Source organism: Alexandriicola marinus, from assembly GCF_004000435.1.
In the GTDB taxonomy this organism is placed as follows: Bacteria; Pseudomonadota; Alphaproteobacteria; order Rhodobacterales; family Rhodobacteraceae; genus Alexandriicola; species Alexandriicola marinus.
Map to the genome: position 1 here is coordinate 54,447 of NZ_RBVZ01000010.1, position 16,683 is coordinate 71,129.

17 protein-coding genes are annotated in these 16,683 nt (G+C 64.3%); 14 read left to right on the forward strand and 3 right to left on the reverse strand.

Going from position 1 to position 16,683, the window contains the following annotated elements:
- The first annotated feature begins 273 nt into the window (after positions 1-273).
- From EP376_RS18885 to EP376_RS18925, 9 genes are all read left to right on the forward strand, one after another.
- Positions 274-966, forward strand: coding sequence for a cysteine hydrolase family protein (locus EP376_RS18885; protein ID WP_127657188.1), 693 nt, complete (start codon positions 274-276; stop codon positions 964-966).
- A 34-nt stretch (positions 967-1,000) separates the two neighbouring features.
- The gene (locus tag EP376_RS18890; RefSeq protein WP_127657189.1) at positions 1,001-2,551 is read left to right on the forward strand and encodes an ABC transporter substrate-binding protein; all 1,551 of its coding nucleotides are present in this window, start codon (positions 1,001-1,003) and stop codon (positions 2,549-2,551) included.
- Positions 2,552-2,563: 12 nt separating this feature from the next.
- Positions 2,564-3,505, forward strand: a complete 942-nt coding sequence (locus tag EP376_RS18895) for an ABC transporter permease (RefSeq protein ID WP_203330963.1) — start codon at positions 2,564-2,566, stop codon at positions 3,503-3,505.
- Positions 3,498-4,382: an ABC transporter permease gene (locus tag EP376_RS18900; protein ID WP_238928794.1), complete on the forward strand. Its 885-nt coding sequence runs from the start codon at positions 3,498-3,500 to the stop codon at positions 4,380-4,382. The genes EP376_RS18895 and EP376_RS18900 overlap by 8 nt, the downstream gene beginning before the upstream one ends.
- Before the next feature lie 5 nt (positions 4,383-4,387).
- Positions 4,388-5,413 carry an ABC transporter ATP-binding protein gene (locus EP376_RS18905; RefSeq protein WP_127657190.1) on the forward strand — a complete coding sequence of 342 codons (1,026 nt, stop codon included), beginning with the start codon at positions 4,388-4,390 and terminating at the stop codon, positions 5,411-5,413.
- Positions 5,410-6,417 carry an ABC transporter ATP-binding protein gene (locus EP376_RS18910; RefSeq protein WP_127657191.1) on the forward strand — a complete coding sequence of 336 codons (1,008 nt, stop codon included), beginning with the start codon at positions 5,410-5,412 and terminating at the stop codon, positions 6,415-6,417. The genes EP376_RS18905 and EP376_RS18910 overlap by 4 nt, the downstream gene beginning before the upstream one ends.
- A 23-nt stretch (positions 6,418-6,440) precedes the next feature.
- Positions 6,441-7,145, forward strand: a complete 705-nt coding sequence (locus EP376_RS18915) for a cysteine hydrolase family protein (protein WP_127657192.1) — start codon at positions 6,441-6,443, stop codon at positions 7,143-7,145.
- Between the two features lie 79 nt (positions 7,146-7,224).
- Complete coding sequence (locus EP376_RS18920) at positions 7,225-8,250, forward strand: 2,5-dihydroxypyridine 5,6-dioxygenase NicX family protein (RefSeq protein ID WP_127657193.1); 1,026 nt, start codon at positions 7,225-7,227, stop codon at positions 8,248-8,250.
- A 177-nt stretch (positions 8,251-8,427) separates the two neighbouring features.
- Positions 8,428-8,976, forward strand: a complete 549-nt coding sequence (locus tag EP376_RS18925) for an amino acid synthesis family protein (RefSeq protein WP_238928793.1) — start codon at positions 8,428-8,430, stop codon at positions 8,974-8,976.
- 188 nt (positions 8,977-9,164) lie between these two features.
- Here the strand turns inward: EP376_RS18925 and EP376_RS18930 are convergent, their stop codons facing one another.
- The 3 genes from EP376_RS18930 to EP376_RS18940 are packed head-to-tail and all read right to left on the reverse strand — an operon-like array spanning position 9,165 to position 12,360.
- Positions 9,165-10,826, reverse strand: a complete 1,662-nt coding sequence (locus tag EP376_RS18930; RefSeq protein WP_127657194.1) for an acetate--CoA ligase — start codon at positions 10,824-10,826, stop codon at positions 9,165-9,167.
- Positions 10,823-11,194 carry a Zn-ribbon domain-containing OB-fold protein gene (locus EP376_RS23065; RefSeq protein WP_164744995.1) on the reverse strand — a complete coding sequence of 124 codons (372 nt, stop codon included), beginning with the start codon at positions 11,192-11,194 and terminating at the stop codon, positions 10,823-10,825. Before EP376_RS23065 ends, EP376_RS18930 begins: the two co-directional genes overlap by 4 nt.
- Positions 11,191-12,360 carry a thiolase family protein gene (locus EP376_RS18940; RefSeq protein ID WP_127657196.1) on the reverse strand — a complete coding sequence of 390 codons (1,170 nt, stop codon included), beginning with the start codon at positions 12,358-12,360 and terminating at the stop codon, positions 11,191-11,193. The genes EP376_RS23065 and EP376_RS18940 overlap by 4 nt, the downstream gene beginning before the upstream one ends.
- A gap of 305 nt (positions 12,361-12,665) precedes the next feature.
- Here EP376_RS18940 and EP376_RS18945 point away from each other — a divergent pair, with 305 nt between their 5' ends.
- Genes EP376_RS18945 through EP376_RS18965 form a run of 5 tightly spaced genes read left to right on the forward strand, consistent with a single transcriptional unit; the run spans position 12,666 to position 16,674 of the window.
- Positions 12,666-13,511, forward strand: coding sequence for a sugar phosphate isomerase/epimerase family protein (locus tag EP376_RS18945; RefSeq protein WP_127657197.1), 846 nt, complete (start codon positions 12,666-12,668; stop codon positions 13,509-13,511).
- Positions 13,501-14,040 (forward strand): DAK2 domain-containing protein, encoded by a 540-nt coding sequence (locus EP376_RS18950; RefSeq protein ID WP_164744996.1) that lies wholly within the window; start codon positions 13,501-13,503, stop codon positions 14,038-14,040. The genes EP376_RS18945 and EP376_RS18950 overlap by 11 nt, the downstream gene beginning before the upstream one ends.
- A complete protein-coding gene (locus tag EP376_RS18955; protein ID WP_127657199.1) occupies positions 14,037-15,056 on the forward strand; it encodes a dihydroxyacetone kinase subunit DhaK in 1,020 nt (339 codons plus the stop codon). Before EP376_RS18950 ends, EP376_RS18955 begins: the two co-directional genes overlap by 4 nt.
- Positions 15,053-15,949, forward strand: coding sequence for a tagatose 1,6-diphosphate aldolase (locus tag EP376_RS18960; protein WP_127657200.1), 897 nt, complete (start codon positions 15,053-15,055; stop codon positions 15,947-15,949). The genes EP376_RS18955 and EP376_RS18960 overlap by 4 nt, the downstream gene beginning before the upstream one ends.
- Complete coding sequence (locus EP376_RS18965) at positions 15,946-16,674, forward strand: GntR family transcriptional regulator (RefSeq protein ID WP_127657201.1); 729 nt, start codon at positions 15,946-15,948, stop codon at positions 16,672-16,674. The genes EP376_RS18960 and EP376_RS18965 overlap by 4 nt, the downstream gene beginning before the upstream one ends.
- Positions 16,675-16,683: the final 9 nt, after the last annotated feature.

Genomic DNA, 16,683 nt, shown 5'->3' on the forward strand with positions numbered 1-16,683 from the left:
CGGGCGGGCCGGGCTGCAAGGTTGGATTGAGGTCTCGCAGATTTGCGCGAAAAATGGGCGTTTGCCCGCGATATGGCGCCCAAAAGCCGGGCATCCGGGGTGTAGTGGCTGTTTTTCGCGCAAAACGGCGCGAAACCTGCATCGCGCCACATTGCTGCTTGACAGGAATCGGTTCGCTTTCAATCCTGATTGTAGCCTGTCGACAATCTTTTTTCTAATGCATGATTGAGTCAATTCTGAACGGGGTTGGCAAAGAGCTTGGAGGTAAGAACGATGGTACATGATCCCTATTGGGATCTGGTGGCCGAACCGAGGGACATCGAGATAGACCCTTCCCGAACGGCGCTCCTGATCGTTGATATGCACAATATGTGCGCGCATCCGGACGGGTGGATGGGGCGTCTGGGGCGCGATCAGGGCAAACCGGATCACCTCAAGGAACGGTTCGAGTTCATCGACGAAATCAGCCCGCGTCTTCGCAAATTGCTGCTGCATTGCCGGGAACACGGGATCGAGCCGTTTCATATCCGTGTGAACTTCCGGACTGCCTCGAACAAGGATGGCGGGGCCGATCTGCAGGCCCGGCGCGATCAGGGCACGCCCTATCTGCCGATGGATGCTGATTTCCTCGAGGCCGTCGCGCCGGTCGGCGACGAGATCATCATCAACAAGACCAGCGTCAGCACGTTCAATTCGACCTCGATCGACCAGATCCTGCGCAACATGGGTCGCGATCGGCTGTGGGTCTGCGGCGTGGTGACCGAAGGCTGTGTGGAACTGACCGCGCGCGATGCACGCGACCGCAGCTACCACGTCACGCTGGTGACGGATGGCTGCGCGTCGTCGCGCCGTGCGGCACACGACGATGCGGTGCAGCGCATGACAGATGGAAACGTGATCCGCGGCCGAACCGTGGACGAATTGATCGCGATGACACCGGCAAAGGCCTCTGAACCGGCGCAGTGATCGTGAAACAGGAACCACTTTGGGGAGACGTTCAATGAAACGAATGACATTACGCCAGACGGCTGCCGTCGGCGTCGCATTTGCAGCGGCCCTTGCCGCGCCCGCAAATGCGCAGGAAGAGCCCCGTCGGGGCGGCACACTGGTGGTCGCGCGACCGGCCGATGTGAATCTCTGGGATCCGAAATACACCAACGACAACGCATCCCTCTGGGCCCAGCATCAGGTTTTCGCGAACCTGATCCAGAATTCCGCCGATGGGCTGGAATTGCGGCCATCGCTGGCGGAATCCTGGGAAATATCGGAAGATTCAACCACCTACACGTTCAACCTCCGCCAGGATGCAAGCTTCTGCAACGGTGATCCGATCACGGCAGAGGACGTGAAATTCTCGTTCGACCGGGCAACAGAGGCTGACAGCAACGTCAGCTGGCAATTCCCGGCCAACCCGGTTGTCACCGTGATCGACGATCACACGGTCCAGATCGACATCGACCGGCCGAACGTTGCCTTCGTCAGCTACCTGACGCTTTGGGGCAGCCATATCCTGTCCAAGGATTATGCCGAGGAGGTCGGTCCCGAAGGCCTTGCGGCCGCGCCCATGGGATCGGGCGCGTTCTGCCTTGAAGACTGGCAGAAAGGGCAGGTTGCGATCCTGACGCCGAACCCGGGCTACTGGGACCCTGAAAGGCCCTATGTCGACAGGGTCGAGATGCGGGTCGTGCAGGATGACAACGCGCGTATCCTGCAATTGCGCACCGGCGAAGTCGATGTCGCGCTTCTGGTGCCGTTCAGCCAGGCGGCCTCGCTTGCGAATGCCCCGGGGGTCGAGGCGACGATGGTGACGATCTACGGCACCGCGGCGATCGTTCCCAACATCCGCAACGTGCCTGAACTGTCCGACGTCAAGGTGCGTCAGGCGATCTCCTACGCGGTGGACCGCGAAGCCATGATCGACGCGATCCTTCTGGGCAACGGGGAGCCTGCGGAATCGCCGTTCTACGGCCCCGGCATCCTCTATCACACCGACGAGTTCGCGACGGGTTTCGATCTTGAACGGGCAAAGCAGCTGATGGCGGAATCCTCGGCGCCTGATGGCTTCGAGGTCGATCTGACCATCCCGTCTGGTGACGAGATGGCCCAGCAGACGGCGGTCATCCTGAACGACCAGCTGGGCGAGATCGGCATCCAGGTCAACGTGATGCCCGTCGAGGCCGGGACATGGTGGTCGATGTGGTCCAGCGGCGAATTCGAGATGGTTTACAAGCTGGGAACAAACGACGTGATTGATCCTGCAATGAACATCCCGTTCGATTTCTGGCCCAAGGATATCGGCGGATCGGATTCGGCCTTCTCGGGCTATGCCAACGAGCGGATCATCGAGATCAGTGTCGCCGCCGAAGGCGCGCAGGACCCGGCGTTGCGTGAGGAGCTCTATACCGAGCTGCAGCAGATCGCGATGGAAGAGGTGCCGCAACTTTACCTGTTCCACCCGACGATCATATACGGCACGCGCGACAACGTCGAAAACTTTGCCGTGTTCCCGACGAAGCTTCACCGCTTCTGGGAAGTGTGGTTGTCCGAGTAAGCCGGTCCCGAGGTGGCACTTCTTGCATTCCTTCGCAGGCGGCTGATCCAGATATTGCCGGTTCTCTTCGGCATCCTTCTGGTCGTCTTCATGGTCGTCCGGCTTGTGCCGGGCGATCCTGCGCGGATGATGCTGGGGGTCTACGCCACCGACGAAAGCCTTGCCGAGCTGCGCGATCAACTGGGTCTCAACGATCCGATCTGGATGCAGTTCGGCAGTTTCCTGAAAGACGTGGCGACCGGCGATCTGGGCATATCGTTGGTTTACCGGCGCCCGGTGCTCGAGGTCGTGGCCGAACGGCTTGCGCCCACGATCACGCTGATCGCCTATGCGGTGATCCTTTCGGTTCTCGTCTGCATCCCGCTGGCGATGCTGGCGGCCAGCCGCCGGGGGCGGCGCACGGATCAGGTGATCCGCGCCGGCGCGACACTGACGCTGGCGATGCCGGGCTTCTGGCTTGGGCTCAATCTGCTCATTGTGTTCGCCGTGGTCTGGCCGATCTTTCCCGTCGCGGGGTTCGGCGACACTCTGATCGATCGGCTGTGGCACCTGTTCCTGCCGGCGCTGACGATCACCCTTGCCCTTGCGCCGATCCTGATCCGCACGCTTCGCGCCTCGATCATCGAGGCGATGTCGGCGCCGCATGTGGAATTCGCGCGGACCAAGGGCCTGCCGGCTGGAAAGCTGATGCGGCGTCATGTGTTGCGAAATGCGCTGATGGCGACCGTCACGATCCTTGGCGTCAATATCGGCTGGCTTCTGGGCGGATCGGTCGTGATCGAGAACGTCTTTTCGATCCCCGGCATCGGCAACCTGATCGTGAGTTCGGTGACCGCGCGCGACTATCCGATGATCCAGGGGATCGCCCTGATCTTCGGGCTTCTGGTGATCACCATCAATCTGGCCACCGACATTGTCTATGCACTTCTTGATCCGCGTGTGAGCTATGACTGAAGAACACGCCGCCTCCACGCTGCCCAGCCGCCGGCTTCCGTCTCTGATGGGGCGGGGGCGGCTCTCCGCGCTCGTAGGGCAGAGAACGGCCCTTGTCGCCGGCGCGGTGATGATCTCGGCCATCGTTCTGGTCAGCGTGATGGCGCCGGTGATCTCGCCCTACGATCCGGTCGATCAGGATCTTCGCAACGCCTTGCAGCCGCCAAGCTGGACCCACCTGTTCGGGACCGACAATTTCGGCCGCGATATCTTTACCCGCGTGATCTATGCGGCGCAGGTCGATCTTCGGATTGGGTTTCTGTGCGTCTTCTTCCCTTGGGTCCTGGGCACGATCCTCGGCGGTATCGCGGGATATGCGGGCGGGGTCTTCGATACGCTGATCATGCGCACGGTCGATACCTTCACCGCCTTTCCCTTTCTGGTCATGGCCATCGGCGTGATCGCGATCCTCGGCCCCGGGGTCACGTCGATGTATATCGCGCTGACCCTTGCGGGATGGAGCATGTATGCCCGCATCGTGAGGGCCGAGGTTCTGGTCGCCAAGCGCAGCGAATACGTGCTGGCGGCCCGTGCGCTGGGCTTTTCTCATACGCGGATCATGCTGCGGCATGTGCTGCCGAACGTCATCACGCCGACGATCATCTTCGCGATGACAGATATCGTTCTGGTGATCCTGTCGACCACGACGCTGGCGTTTCTGGGCCTGGGCCTGCCGCCGCCGGCGCCGACATGGGGCACCATGATCGCCGAAGGAAAAAGTTTCATCTTCACCGCATGGTGGATGGTGACGCTGCCCGGTCTTGCCATCGTTCTGGTCGGCATATCGCTCAGCCTTTTCGGCGATGGCGTGGCGGACTGGCTGCGTGAGAGAGAGTGACTGACATGGCCCTTCTCGAGGTTCGGAACCTGTCGGCCGACATCCCCACGCGTCGCGGGACATTGCGCGCGGTGGAGGATGTGAATTTCTCGATCTCGTCGGGCGAATGCCTCGGGATCGTCGGCGAGAGCGGGTCAGGCAAGAGCGTCACCTGCAAGACCATCCTCGGTCTGCTCGGGCCCTCGGTAGAGCGCGACGGAGAGGCGGTGTTCGATGGCACCGACCTGTTGTCGCTGACCGAAGCGGAGCTGACCCGGATACGAGGACGCGATATCGCGATGATCGTTCAGGACGCGGTCTCGGCGCTCAACCCGGTGCTGCGCGTCGGAGGCCAGATCGCCGAGGGCATGATCGAACAGGGCGTCGTCGGGTCGCGCAGCGCGGCCATGGCCCGCGCCGTCGATCTTATGCGCAAGGTCGGCATCCCGTCGCCCGAGGAACGCGCACGCGATTATCCGCACCAGTTTTCTGGCGGAATGTGCCAGCGCGTCGTCATCGCGACGGCACTGGCCTGCGGCCCGCGTCTGCTGATCGCGGACGAGCCGACGACGGCCTTGGATGTCACCGTTCAGGATCAGATCCTTGCCCTGCTGCGGCAGTTGCAGCGCGATCTCGATCTTGCGGTGATCCTCGTTACCCATGACATGGGCGTGGTGGCCGAGACCTGTCAGCGGGTCGCGGTCATGTATGCCGGTCAGGTCGTCGAAACCGCGACGCCGGCCGAGTTGTTCTCGGCCCCGCGCCATCCCTATAGCGCGGCCCTTCTGGATTGTGTCCCCGATCTTGACGCGGCACAGGCAGAGCGTCTGCGCCCGATCGAGGGCTTGCCCCCCGATCTTGTCGATCTGCCCACCGGCTGCAGGTTCCACCCAAGATGCCCGATGGCGACCGCTGAATGCCGGAGCCAGAAGATCCCGCTGATCGACATCGGTGGCGGGCGGGCGACGCGCTGCATCCGGCACGAAGACATGGCGCAGCCGGGGCCCGTCTCGGGCACCGACAGCACCACAGCAGAGGTGGGGACGGCATGACACCGTTGATCGAGGTTCGTGGCCTGACGATGCGCTACCCGATCCAGGGTGGCTTCATGGACGGGGTCCTGCCGGGCCGCCGCCGGACGCTGACCGCGCTTGACGGGGTCGACCTCGATATCGCGCCGGGCGAGATCTTCAGCCTCGTGGGGGAGTCCGGATCGGGCAAGACGACGCTTGGCCGGGCGCTTCTTCGGCTGGTGGAGCCGACCTCGGGCGAGGTTCGGTTCCGGGGCGAAGACGTGCTGTCGATGGGGCCCGCACGCCTGCGCGCCGCGCGCCGCGATCTCCAGATGGTGTTCCAGGATCCGTGGTCGTCTCTCAATCCGCGGCTGACGGTCGGGCAAATCCTTGGCGAGGTGCTGCATGTGCATGACATCGCCCGGGGTGCAGCGGCAAAGGCCCGCGTCAGGGAATTGCTCGATCTTGTCGGTCTGCCGCCAGAAGCCGCGGACAGGTATCCACGCCACTTCAGCGGCGGTCAGCGACAGCGGATCGGTATCGCGCGGGCGCTGGCCGTCGATCCCGAAATCATCGTCGCGGATGAACCTGTCTCGGCCGTCGATGTGTCGGTGCAGGCACAGATAATGAACCTGCTTCTGGACCTGCGCGAACGGCTGGGCCTGACGCTTCTGATGATCGCCCATGACCTGAGTGTCGTGCGCTATGTCAGCGATCGGGTTGCGGTCATGTATCTTGGCCGGATCGTCGAGAATGCCCCCGCGGCCGAAATCTTCGCCAATCCCCGGCACCCCTATACGCGTGGCCTGATGGCGGCGGCGCCGCGCACGCGGCCGAATGCCCGGCGCGATAGCGCGGCCATCATCGGGGAGCCTCCGTCACCGCTATCGCCCCCGCCAGGCTGTGCCTTCAACCCGCGGTGTGGCTTTGCCGACAATGGCTGCCGCGAACGCCCGCCACCACTCGAGGATCTGGGCGGCACGCATCAGGTCCGATGTTTCAAACATGCCTCGGTCGGCGATCCGGCCCTCGCGTCTTCCTGACCCTCAACTGAAAGGATCCTACCATGGCCCACGATCCCTATTACGATCTCGTTCCGCCGCCGCAGGAACCTGACTTCGATCCGTCGCGCACGGCCTTGCTGACGATCGATCTGCAATATCTCGACGCGCATCCCGACGGATGGATGGGGCGTCTTTGCCGCGAACAGGGCAAGCCAAACCATCTTGATGAGCGCTGGGCCTTCATCGACGAGATCTTGCCCCGCGTCCGCCGCCTTCAGGATGCCTGTCGCGCCGGGGGCGTCGAGCTGATTCATATCCGGGTAAAGTACCTCACGGCCGATTGCCGCGACGGTCAGCGCTCGCTCCAGCAGGAAACGAAGGCCCGCTCGGCTGATGCGCGCGACGACGAGTTTCTGCCCGAGGTCGCCCCGCAGGGTGACGAGATCATCATCGACAAGACCAGCGCCGGAACCTTCAACTCCACGCCCATTGACCAGATCCTGCGCAACATGGGCATCGACCGGCTGCTGGTCTGCGGCATCGTGACGGAAGGCTGCGTCGAACTCACCGCCCGCGATGCCGCGGACCGGGGCTATTACGTCAACCTAGTTCAGGATGCCTGCGCCTCCTCGACCCGCGTCGCGCATGACGACGCTTTGCAGCGGATGTCCGATGGCGGGTTGATCCGGCTCCGCGACACGGCTGAGATCGAGCGCCTGTTGCAGGGGCAAAGTGCCCCGGCCGAACTGGCCGCGGTTCCCGGATGAGGCCCGTTGCACCGACCGCCGGTGACTGCCCCATCACGGTGCGGGCCGGCCTGCGGCCCGTCTGACGGGCACCCAAGGGATGGCCTATGCGCGCAGCTATACGTCAGATGCCTTCGTGGCGGATTTTCAGGCGCTGTTCCGACACCAGCTTCGGGCCTCGGCTCTGACAGAGGGCGAACTTTGCGTGGCGATCACCGACACGGCATGGAACCCGGCCTACGGCGCCGCCTGCCACGGTGCGGCGCGCGATCTGGGCGCGGAGGCCCTGACCACGGTCTTGTCATGGGACAGGCCGCCATCCTCCACCGCTCTCGAGGCCGCCTGCGGACAGGCCGACCTGATCGTCTATATGACGGGTCACGCGTTGCATTATCGCCCGGAGATTGCCGCCGCGCTTGAACGCGGGGCGCGCGTCTTGTGCTGCATGGAGCCTCCGCATGTTCTCGATCGTCTGCGTGCGGACGAAACGGTGCGACGGCGCGCCCGCGCCGGGGCAGAGCTGCTTGACCGCGCGGTGACAGTGCATGTCACGTCCGACGCGGGGACCGATCTGGTGATGCAGAAACCCGGGCGCCCCGCGCTGGCCAACTATGGCGCTGCCGATCTGCCGGGCCGGCTGGATTTCTGGGGTATCGGCGCCGTGCAGGCAGCCCAGGTCGAGGGGACGACCGAGGGCCAGCTGGTGCTCGATGTCGGTGACTGCTGCTTTCACCTTGCCCGCTTTGTCGAGGATCGCGTGGTGATCACCTTTCGGGAGGGGCGGGTGACGGCCATTGAGGGCAAGCTTGATGCAGTGCTCATCCGGGCGGAGCTAGAGGCCGCGGGCGACGCCGGCGCATGGAATGCGGGCCATTTTGCATGGGGGGTCGATCACCGGGCGCGCTGGACACAAGCCATCACGCAGACGCCCGATACCGGTGGCGGCGGCGCGGACTGCGAAAGCAGTCATGGCGCGATCCAGATCCAGATCGGGAGCAATGACGACGTCGCCTTCCGGGGGAAAAACCGAAGCCGGGCGCATCTCGGGCTTTGTCTGAGGTCAGCCTCGCTGAGCCTTGACGGAACCCCGGTGATCCGCCGCGGTGTCTTTATGTCCGGCAACTGAACGTCCGGCGGGGCCGTCCAGAGTGATGCGGTGGGAATACACTTCCTCCATCCCACGGATCACGCAATTGGGTCGATCGGGCCGACGCTGCCCCCGATGAGATCATTGGTGCCTCATGGGCTTGACTACGGTACTTTCGGGAACATGCCCTGTGGGTGTTAAGAAAAGGAATGTTGGATGGTGGACGTCCGAAAAATAATCTTCATCAGGGAAGTGATCACCGCCGACGAAATGGGCTCGGCTTGCGAAACGATCACGCGCGTCGCGGCGATTGCGGTCCTGAGAAACCCCTTTGCCGGGGTCGACCAGACGGACCTGTCGCACCTATCCGAGGTCAGTGCGAAACTCGGCGAAACTCTGACACAAGACCTTGTCCGGATGCTGAGCGGGCCACCTGTCTGTTATGGCAAAGCGGCTCTCATCGGGTCATCCGGAGTCATGGAGCACGGGGCCGCTGTGCTCCACCCATCCCTTGGCAAACCCGTGCGCGCAGCCATCGGCGGCGGAAAGGCCCTGATGCCGTCGAACCACAAGGTTGGCCCCTTGGGCGGGTGCATCGACTTGCCGCTAGGCCACAAGGATGAGCCTTGGTCGTTCGATCATATCGACACCATGACCCTGTGTGTGCCAGACGCACCGCGGACAGACGAGATCGTGCTGTGCATCGGTCTTTCCGACGGCACTCGGGCGCATCCTAGGGTCGGAAAAGGCCCGAGCGCGTCCTAGGGAATTCTGGAGTTTTCAGACCGAATTGGTGGATCGGCCATCTGAACAGGCCTCGGAAACCGCTTCTGATTCGCCGTGATCAAGACCGATGATTCTTATTCGTGCGGCCGAGCGACGGTCATTTCGGACAAACGCCGCGGCTTGGAAGCCGGGGCATGCCGGCCCGCACTGACCGCAAGGGTTAAAGCTCAGGTCCGCGCCTTCGCCAGTTCGGCTTCGCGCAGGATACGCCGGTTGATCTTGCCAGAAGACGTGAGTTCGAAACTCTCGACGAATTCGATCTCGCGCGGGGCCTTGTATCCCGCAAGCCGGGTCTTGACGTGATCTTTCAGGTTCCGAGCCAGCGCCGCGTCGCCCGTGACACCGGGGCGCGTGCTGACGAATGCCTTGACGATGGCGCCCCGATCCGGGTCGGGCTTGGCGATCACGGCGACCTCGGCCACGGCCGGATGAGAGAGCAGACATTCCTCGACCTCGGCCGGGCCGATGCGAAAGCCCGATGATTTGATCAGGTCGTCGGACCGCCCCTTGTACCAGAAATACCCGTCCTCATCCCGCACGGCCAGATCATGGGTCCGCCAATAGGGCCCCAGCTTCATGTCGGCGGTCTTGTCGGCGTTGTTGAAATAGCCCTGAAACCGCGTGGGCGAGGCGAGGGGGGTGACGACCTCTCCGGGTTCATCATCTGCAACCTCGTGGCCGTCGCTGTCGACAAGAAGCACCTTGTGCCCGGGGTAGGCGCGGCCCATCGATCCGGGGCGGCGGGGAAACAAAGCGGCGCAATTGCCGATCAGGTGATTGACCTCGGTCATGCCGTAGAACTCGTTGCAGACGACGCCCAGCCTGTCCTCGGCCCAGGTCAGCGTCTCTGCCGCGAGCGCCTCACCCCCGGTGCAGATGATCCGCAGCGCCAGATCATGGTCCGAGCGCGGGTCGGGATGCTGCGCCAGACGTTTGATTGCCGTCGGGGCGAGGAAGGTATGCGTCACCTTGTGACGGCTCATGAAGCCATAGGCATAGTCCGCGGTGAAACGTTCGAGGGAGGTGACAACCGGCCGCCCCGCCATCCACGCGGGAAACAGCATGTCCAGAAGCCCGCCGACCCATGCCCAGTCTGAGGGCGACCAATAGACCGCGTCGTCATCGCCAAGCGCGAGGTTGAAGAACAGGTTGATCGACGGAGTATAGGCCGCCAGCACACGGTGACCATGCAGGATCCCCTTGGGCTTCCCGGTCGAGCCGGAAGTATACATCAGGAGCGCCGGATCCTCCGCGCCGCCCAGTTCCGGCGTGAAATCCTCCGGCGGATCGGCCATCGCGGCGGCAAGATCGAGATCGCCAGGTCCGGGGTCGCGCATGATCACATGGCGCAGATGGGGGAATTCTTCTCCCCGAAGAGGATCCCAGGCATCGCGGCTGGTCAGGATCACCCCGGCCCTGCAATCGTTGAGCGCATGGGCCAACGTATCGGGGCCGTAAAGCTGCGACAGCGTGACCGCGATGCCGCCGATCTTGGCGATCGCCATGTGGGCGATCCCGGTGTCGGGATGCTGGCCCGTGTGCACCGCGACGGGATCTCCCTTGCCATAGCCCAGCCGGCGCAGTTCGGCCGCAAGACCGGTCGCGGCGGCATCGATCTCGGCAAAGCTTTGCGTGGTGACCTGACCATCGGGGCCCTCGAAGATCATCGCCGGTTTGTCGCGGTCCTCGGGCCCCAGAAAACGGCCGACGGTGGCGTTGTAGATGTTGTAATTGGCGGGCCATGTGATGGCGTAGTCGCCCGCCGCATCCCGGGTCAGGTGCAGGTCCGCCAATTGCTCGGCGCTCAGGGTCGCAAGATAATCGCTCATGTCCGGGGCTCCGTGACGAGGGAAAGAAATGGCGGGTCGTCGGGGCAGGCCGCCAGCACGGCCCGTGTGGCATCCTCGGGCAGGCGATCGGCCCGGGCGATGGTTGCAATGCGTGCCCCGTCAAATCGCGCCATGGCAAAATCGCCGTCCGTGCCCTGGGTGCGACAGAGGATCGTCGCGCCACCGCCGAGATTGCGCCAGCCATCGCATCGGCTTCGGCAGGTCGGGCAAACCCGCAGCGGCGGAAAATGCGCGTCGCCACAGGCCGAACAGGTGGAGGCCACGGGCCTGCCCTCGCGCAGCCCGTCGAGCCAGGGGGCCAACCAGCCTTCGCCAAGGGCATATTCCAGTGTCACGTTGCGTTTCATGCAGTTGCCCCCGCGCTCAGGATGGTGACGGCGCAGGTGGTGCCGACACCGCCATGCGTGTCGGCCAGCGCATGGCCGAGCGGTCGGTCCGGTTGCAGCCCTGCGTGATAGCGCCCCTCGAGCATCAGGGCGCAAGTCGCGGTCTGACCGACGCCGGTTGCGCCCACAGGGGCGCCCTGACCCATGAGGCCGCCCGACAGGTTGACCGGGCATGTGCCGTCGGCGTCGAAATCCCCGTCGCGCAGGGACCGGATCGGCTCCGGGCTCAGGCCGAGTGCCGCGATGGCCTGAAGTTCGGCCCCGGCATAGGCGTCATAGACCTCGGCCACCGCGATGTCGGACGGTGTGACCCCGGCCATGTCATAGGCCCGCTGCGCGGCTCTGGACTTGGCCCCGAAGACGGCCGGATCGGCGCGGTGCCCAAGGCCCGGCAGATCAGACGCGGCCCCGATCCCGGTGATCCGCGGCGCGCGATTGCGGCGGGCCTCCGGCGCCGCATCGGGCGCAGACAGGATTAGCGCCGCCGCCCCGTCGCTGAGCGGCGAGCAATGCAGCCGGCAATAGGGCGATGCAATCATGGGTGAGGCGGCGAATTCCTCCACCCTGTGCTCACGCGGCAGATGCGCATCGGGATTGGACATCGCATTGCGTCGGTTCTTGATCGTTACGGCATTCAGATCATCGATCTGCCCGCCATTGGCCGTTGCAAAGGCCTGCCATGACAGCGCGTAAAGGGCGGTGGCCGTGACCCCCGACAGCCCGTCGGTCCAGAAGTCGAAGGAATAGCCGTAAAGCTCCCGGATAGACTCCCCTGCGAGGGTGCTGGCAGAGGGATCGACGCCGATCACGGCCACATGGCGCGCGCGGCCCGACAGGATGCGGTCGACCCCGGCATGGACGGCCAGTTGACCTGTGGCGCCACCGCCTTCGACCCGCAGCGTCTCGGCCCCGCACAGGCCAAGGTCCTGCGCCAGCACCGATGCGGGGTTCAGCTGGAGCGTGAAGAAATCGCTTTCAGAGCCGACGATCAGCGCGTCGATATCCCGGCGCTCGATCCCGGACATGGCCAATGCCGCCTCGAAGGCGTCGCCCGACCAGTCGCGAAATCCAGACCCGTCACGTCGCCGGTTGAATGGCGTCTGCGCCGCTCCGATGACAAGAACCAACCTTGTGTTCCTCCCTGTCCAGAGACTGACTCAGGAAATTTGTTCCTACAAGTCTGTAATAGCAGATCGGGAGAGTGACCGAATGCCCGCTATCGCGCAGGGGATTATCTTGCCCTGATCGTGATTGTTTCGGCCCCAAAGGTCCGGATTTATGGTTATATCTTCAAGCCTTTGCACTTGCCTCACCGTTCTTGGCCTTTGGCCTGTCCTTCGTTCGGCGTCCGGGGCGGGCTGATCAGGCGTGTTGACATGCTCAATTTGTTATAACTAATGTGATCTATCGCGAACCGGGGGAGGGCGCGGCGATGAAATTCGGAATTCACGCAGGGCTTTGGATGAAAGCCTGGACGGACGATCCCGCACCGATTTTCACCATTGCGTCTGACATTGGCTATGACGGTGTCGAGCTGTCCTTGCTGGGCATCGGTCTCGACCGTGCCGACGAGATCCGCGCCCAGGCCCAGGCCTGCGGGTTGGAGCTGACCTGCTCGACCGGGCTTGGCCCCGAGGCCGATCCGACCTCTGACGATCCGGCCATCCGCGACAATGCGGTCGCGGTCCTGACAGACGCCATTCGGGTCACGGCGCGACTGGGCGCGGGTGGTTTGGCCGGTGTGGTCGCCGCGCCATGGGGTGTGTTCGACCCGGCCAACAAGGCGGCGCGCGCCGCGCGATCGGCGGAAACGCTGGCGCGGCTGGACGGTGTTCTGGCGAGTGAAGGCGTGACGCTGGGTATCGAGGCGCTGAACCGGTTCGAGACGGACCTGACCTCCACCGCGGCCGAGACCTGCGCCATCGCGCGGGCCTGCGGCTCGGACCATATCGGCGTTCTGCTGGACGCCTTTCACATGAACATCGAGGAAAAGGACCCGCCCGCCGCGATCCGCGCCGCGGGCGATACGCTGGTTCACTACCATGTCTCCGAAAATGACCGGGGGCGCCCGGGCTCGGGGCGCTATGATTTCCCCGCCGACGCGCGGGCGCTGGCGGATATCGGCTATGACAGATGGGTCGTGGCCGAGATGTTCGTGATGGCGGGCCATGCGTCGAGCCGGGATCTCAACATCTGGCGCGACATCGAGCCCGATCCGACAGAGGCCGCCACCAAGACCCTCGCCTATCTCAGGGAGACATTTGGTCATGTCGGCTGAGCCGTTCTTCGCCGCGCTCAGGAACCGCTTTGCTCAAGAGGCAGAGCGGCTGAACGCCCTTGATGCAGCCGTCGGCGACGGCGATCACGGGGCCACGATGCTGCGCGGGTTGACCAAGGCCGTCGCGGCGCCCGACGGTGCCCGCGCAAAGGCATTCATGCGCGCCTCTGGCGGAGCATCGGGCACGTTGTTCGGCCTGATCCTTCTGGAACTTGAGACATATCTCGATGACAGTGCCCCACTGCAGGCCGGACTTGCCAGAGCCTGCACGCGGATTTGCGATCTGGGCGAAGTGGCGATTGGCGACAAGAGCATGGTCGATGCCCTGGCCCCCGCGATTGCCGCGCTCGATACCGGCGATCTCGGGTCCGCCATCGTGGCCGCAAGGGCGGGCCGCGACGGCACGAAAGACCTCGGCGCGCGCCGGGGTCGCGCGCAATATGTCGAGGATGGCGGGCGCGGACATCTGGACCCGGGCGCCGTCTCGGTCGTGATCTTTCTCGAGACCTTGCAGGAGGTTTCGCCATGAAGAAGCTGTTCAACAGCGCCGAGACGATGGTCGACGACATGATCGACGGCTTTGTCAGCGCCTTTCCGCAGGTCACGCGGGGCACCAGCGATCCGCGCGTGGTCAAGCGGGCCACGCATGTGAAGGACCCGGACGAAAAGGTCACGCTCCTGATCGGAAACGGCTCCGGCCATGAACCCATCGCGATGGGGTTCGTCGGGCAGGGCGTTCTGGATGCCAACGTGGTGGGGGATGTCTTTGCCGCGCCCTCGGCGGACCTGATCCTTGACGGTCTGACCGAGGTGACGGGCAAGGCCGGTTCGATCCTTCTGATCTCCCAGCATTCGGGCGACATGATCAACGGACGTGCCGCCACGATGATGGCCACGGACCTTGGTATCCGGACCGTGCCCCTGCCGATGTATGACGACATCTCGGCCGCGCCGCCGGAACGCAAACAGGACCGGCGCGGCGCGCCCGGCACGATGTTCATCTACAAGATACTGGGCGCCGCCGCCGAAGAGGGCCGGTCGCTCGAGGCGCTTGTGACCCTCGGTGAGGCCGTGCGCGCCCGGCTCGTGACCCTTGCCGCCGCCGTCTCGCCGCCTGTCTCGCCCCTGACCGGGCAGAGGATGTTCACCCTGCCGGACGACGAGATTTTTCTCGGCATGGGCGTGCATGGCGAACCCGGCGTGGGCCGGGTCAAGGTCGGCCCGGTGCGGGATCTGGTGGCGCAGATGGTCGAACGGCTGCTGGCCGATCGCCCCATGTCCGCCGGGTCGCGCGCCTGCGTGATCATCAATGGCATGGGCGGCACCACCCTGATGGAGCAGTTGACCATCTGGGAAGAGGTCCGGCGCGCACTTGACCGGCAGGGTATAACCGCGATCGCCCCGATGATCGGCAGCTATGTCACGACGCAGGAGATGGGCGGCTTTTCGATTTCCCTGCTGGAACCCACGGACGACATGCTCTCGCTTTGGTGCGCGCCCTCGGATACGCCCTTTTTTCCGGCCATTCAGATGGAGGTGTCATGACGCTGCTGGATGGACCGATCTTCGGCGTCGCCGTCGATCAGGGCAGCGGACTGGAGGCCGCCCTGCGCGAGGTGCGCAGCGGCGACGCCCGGCCCGATGACCTGCTGACCTTCAAGCGGATCGTGGTCGAAACGCTGAGCCCGGAGGCCACGACCGTTCTGGTGGATTCCACGCTTGGGCGTGACCTTCTGCCAGCCTTTGACCCCTCATGCGTGCGGATGCTGGCCTATGAGGCGGATGTCTATCACATCGCCGACGAGGATCGGATCACCAAGCTGCCCGAGGATCTGCGCATCGCCGATTATCCTGGTCTGGGCGTGCCGGTGCTGAAGTTCTTTCTCTATTATGGGCCGAACGATGCGGCCGAGCTCAACCAGCGGAAGGCCGATCTCGTGGCCCGGATCGGTGCCGAATGCCGGGCCCATGGGGTCACATTCCTGTTCGAGCCCATCGTCTATGACCGCGACATCCCCGATGGCGCCTCGGCGGATTATGCGCGTGCCAAGCCCGCGCTGGTGCGGCAGGCGACGGAAACCTTCGCGGCGCCTGCGTTCAATATCGACATTCTCAAGGTCGAAATCCCCGTCAGCCTTGCCCACATCGGCACCACGATGAGTGAGGCCGAGGCGATGGCCGCCTTCCGCGCGGCGGCGGAACCGGCGGGCGATCTGCCGCTCCTCTATCTCAGTGCCGGGGTGACGTTCGAACAGTTCCGTTATGGGCTCATGCTGTCGCGCAAGGCCGGCGTCGCCGCCCGGGGCTTCATGTGTGGCCGCGCCATCTGGAGTGACGCCATCGGCAAATTCGGCGCCGAAGGCCCGGCCGCGATGGAACACTGGATGCGCAGCACCGGGCGCGACCGGCTGGCGCAGCTGAAGGAGGCCATGGCATGACCGCCGCGCCGAAATACCAGGTGGTGCACGACGAGATCCTCGATCGTCTGCAAAGCGGTCAATACGCCATCGGGATGCGCCTGCCGACCGAAGAAGAGCTGTCCCGAGCCTTCGAGGTCAGCCGGGTGACCGTGCGCAAGGCGCTCGAGATGCTGGTGCGGGCGGGGTTCCTGACCTCGCGACAGGGCAGCGGCTATTCGGTGGCGACCCTTTCGCCGCCCGCCTCGACCTGCCTTGTCAGCTTTACAGACAAGGTCCTGATCGAGGGCCGCGTGCCGGGGGCGCGGCTCTTGCGGATCGAAACCCCCGCGCGTGAAGTGCCTGCGATGGTGGCAGCCTATTTCGACGAGCCGCTTGTGCTGGTGGAACGATTGCGCACGGTGGATGGCGCGCCGCGGATGCTGACCCAGACATGGATCCCGCAACGGCTTGTTCCGCGTCTGCAGGCCGCGCAATTCCCCGAGACGGGACAGAACCAGTCCATCCTGCGCATCCTGCGCGAGGAATTCGGGCTGGAATGGACCAGCGCCTGCGAGACGCTCGACAGCATCCTGGCCAATGCCACCGTCTCTGACGTGCTGGCCGTGCCGGAGAATACGCCGATCCTGTCGCAGGCCTGCACCGCCTTCGACAATGACGGAAAGGCGGTGTTCTTCGATCTGGTTTACCGGCAGGGGCCGATCAGTTTCGACCTTGCCGGCCCAGCCCGGAGTCAGATCGCATGAAGCAAACAG

What these genes read in the sequence shown, in the direction of transcription:
- EP376_RS18885 (WP_127657188.1), top strand. Translation starts at nt 274, where the DNA reads ATGGTACATGATCCCTATTGGGATCTGGTGGCCGAACCGAGGGACATC.
- EP376_RS18890 (WP_127657189.1), top strand. Translation starts at nt 1,001, where the DNA reads ATGAAACGAATGACATTACGCCAGACGGCTGCCGTCGGCGTCGCATTT.
- EP376_RS18900 (WP_238928794.1), top strand. Translation starts at nt 3,498, where the DNA reads ATGACTGAAGAACACGCCGCCTCCACGCTGCCCAGCCGCCGGCTTCCG.
- EP376_RS18905 (WP_127657190.1), top strand. Translation starts at nt 4,388, where the DNA reads ATGGCCCTTCTCGAGGTTCGGAACCTGTCGGCCGACATCCCCACGCGT.
- EP376_RS18910 (WP_127657191.1), top strand. Translation starts at nt 5,410, where the DNA reads ATGACACCGTTGATCGAGGTTCGTGGCCTGACGATGCGCTACCCGATC.
- EP376_RS18915 (WP_127657192.1), top strand. Translation starts at nt 6,441, where the DNA reads ATGGCCCACGATCCCTATTACGATCTCGTTCCGCCGCCGCAGGAACCT.
- EP376_RS18920 (WP_127657193.1), top strand. Translation starts at nt 7,225, where the DNA reads ATGGCCTATGCGCGCAGCTATACGTCAGATGCCTTCGTGGCGGATTTT.
- EP376_RS18925 (WP_238928793.1), top strand. Translation starts at nt 8,428, where the DNA reads ATGGTGGACGTCCGAAAAATAATCTTCATCAGGGAAGTGATCACCGCC.
- EP376_RS18930 (WP_127657194.1), bottom strand. Translation starts at nt 10,826, where the DNA reads ATGAGCGATTATCTTGCGACCCTGAGCGCCGAGCAATTGGCGGACCTG.
- EP376_RS23065 (WP_164744995.1), bottom strand. Translation starts at nt 11,194, where the DNA reads ATGAAACGCAACGTGACACTGGAATATGCCCTTGGCGAAGGCTGGTTG.
- EP376_RS18945 (WP_127657197.1), top strand. Translation starts at nt 12,666, where the DNA reads ATGAAATTCGGAATTCACGCAGGGCTTTGGATGAAAGCCTGGACGGAC.
- EP376_RS18950 (WP_164744996.1), top strand. Translation starts at nt 13,501, where the DNA reads ATGTCGGCTGAGCCGTTCTTCGCCGCGCTCAGGAACCGCTTTGCTCAA.
- EP376_RS18955 (WP_127657199.1), top strand. Translation starts at nt 14,037, where the DNA reads ATGAAGAAGCTGTTCAACAGCGCCGAGACGATGGTCGACGACATGATC.
- EP376_RS18960 (WP_127657200.1), top strand. Translation starts at nt 15,053, where the DNA reads ATGACGCTGCTGGATGGACCGATCTTCGGCGTCGCCGTCGATCAGGGC.
- EP376_RS18965 (WP_127657201.1), top strand. Translation starts at nt 15,946, where the DNA reads ATGACCGCCGCGCCGAAATACCAGGTGGTGCACGACGAGATCCTCGAT.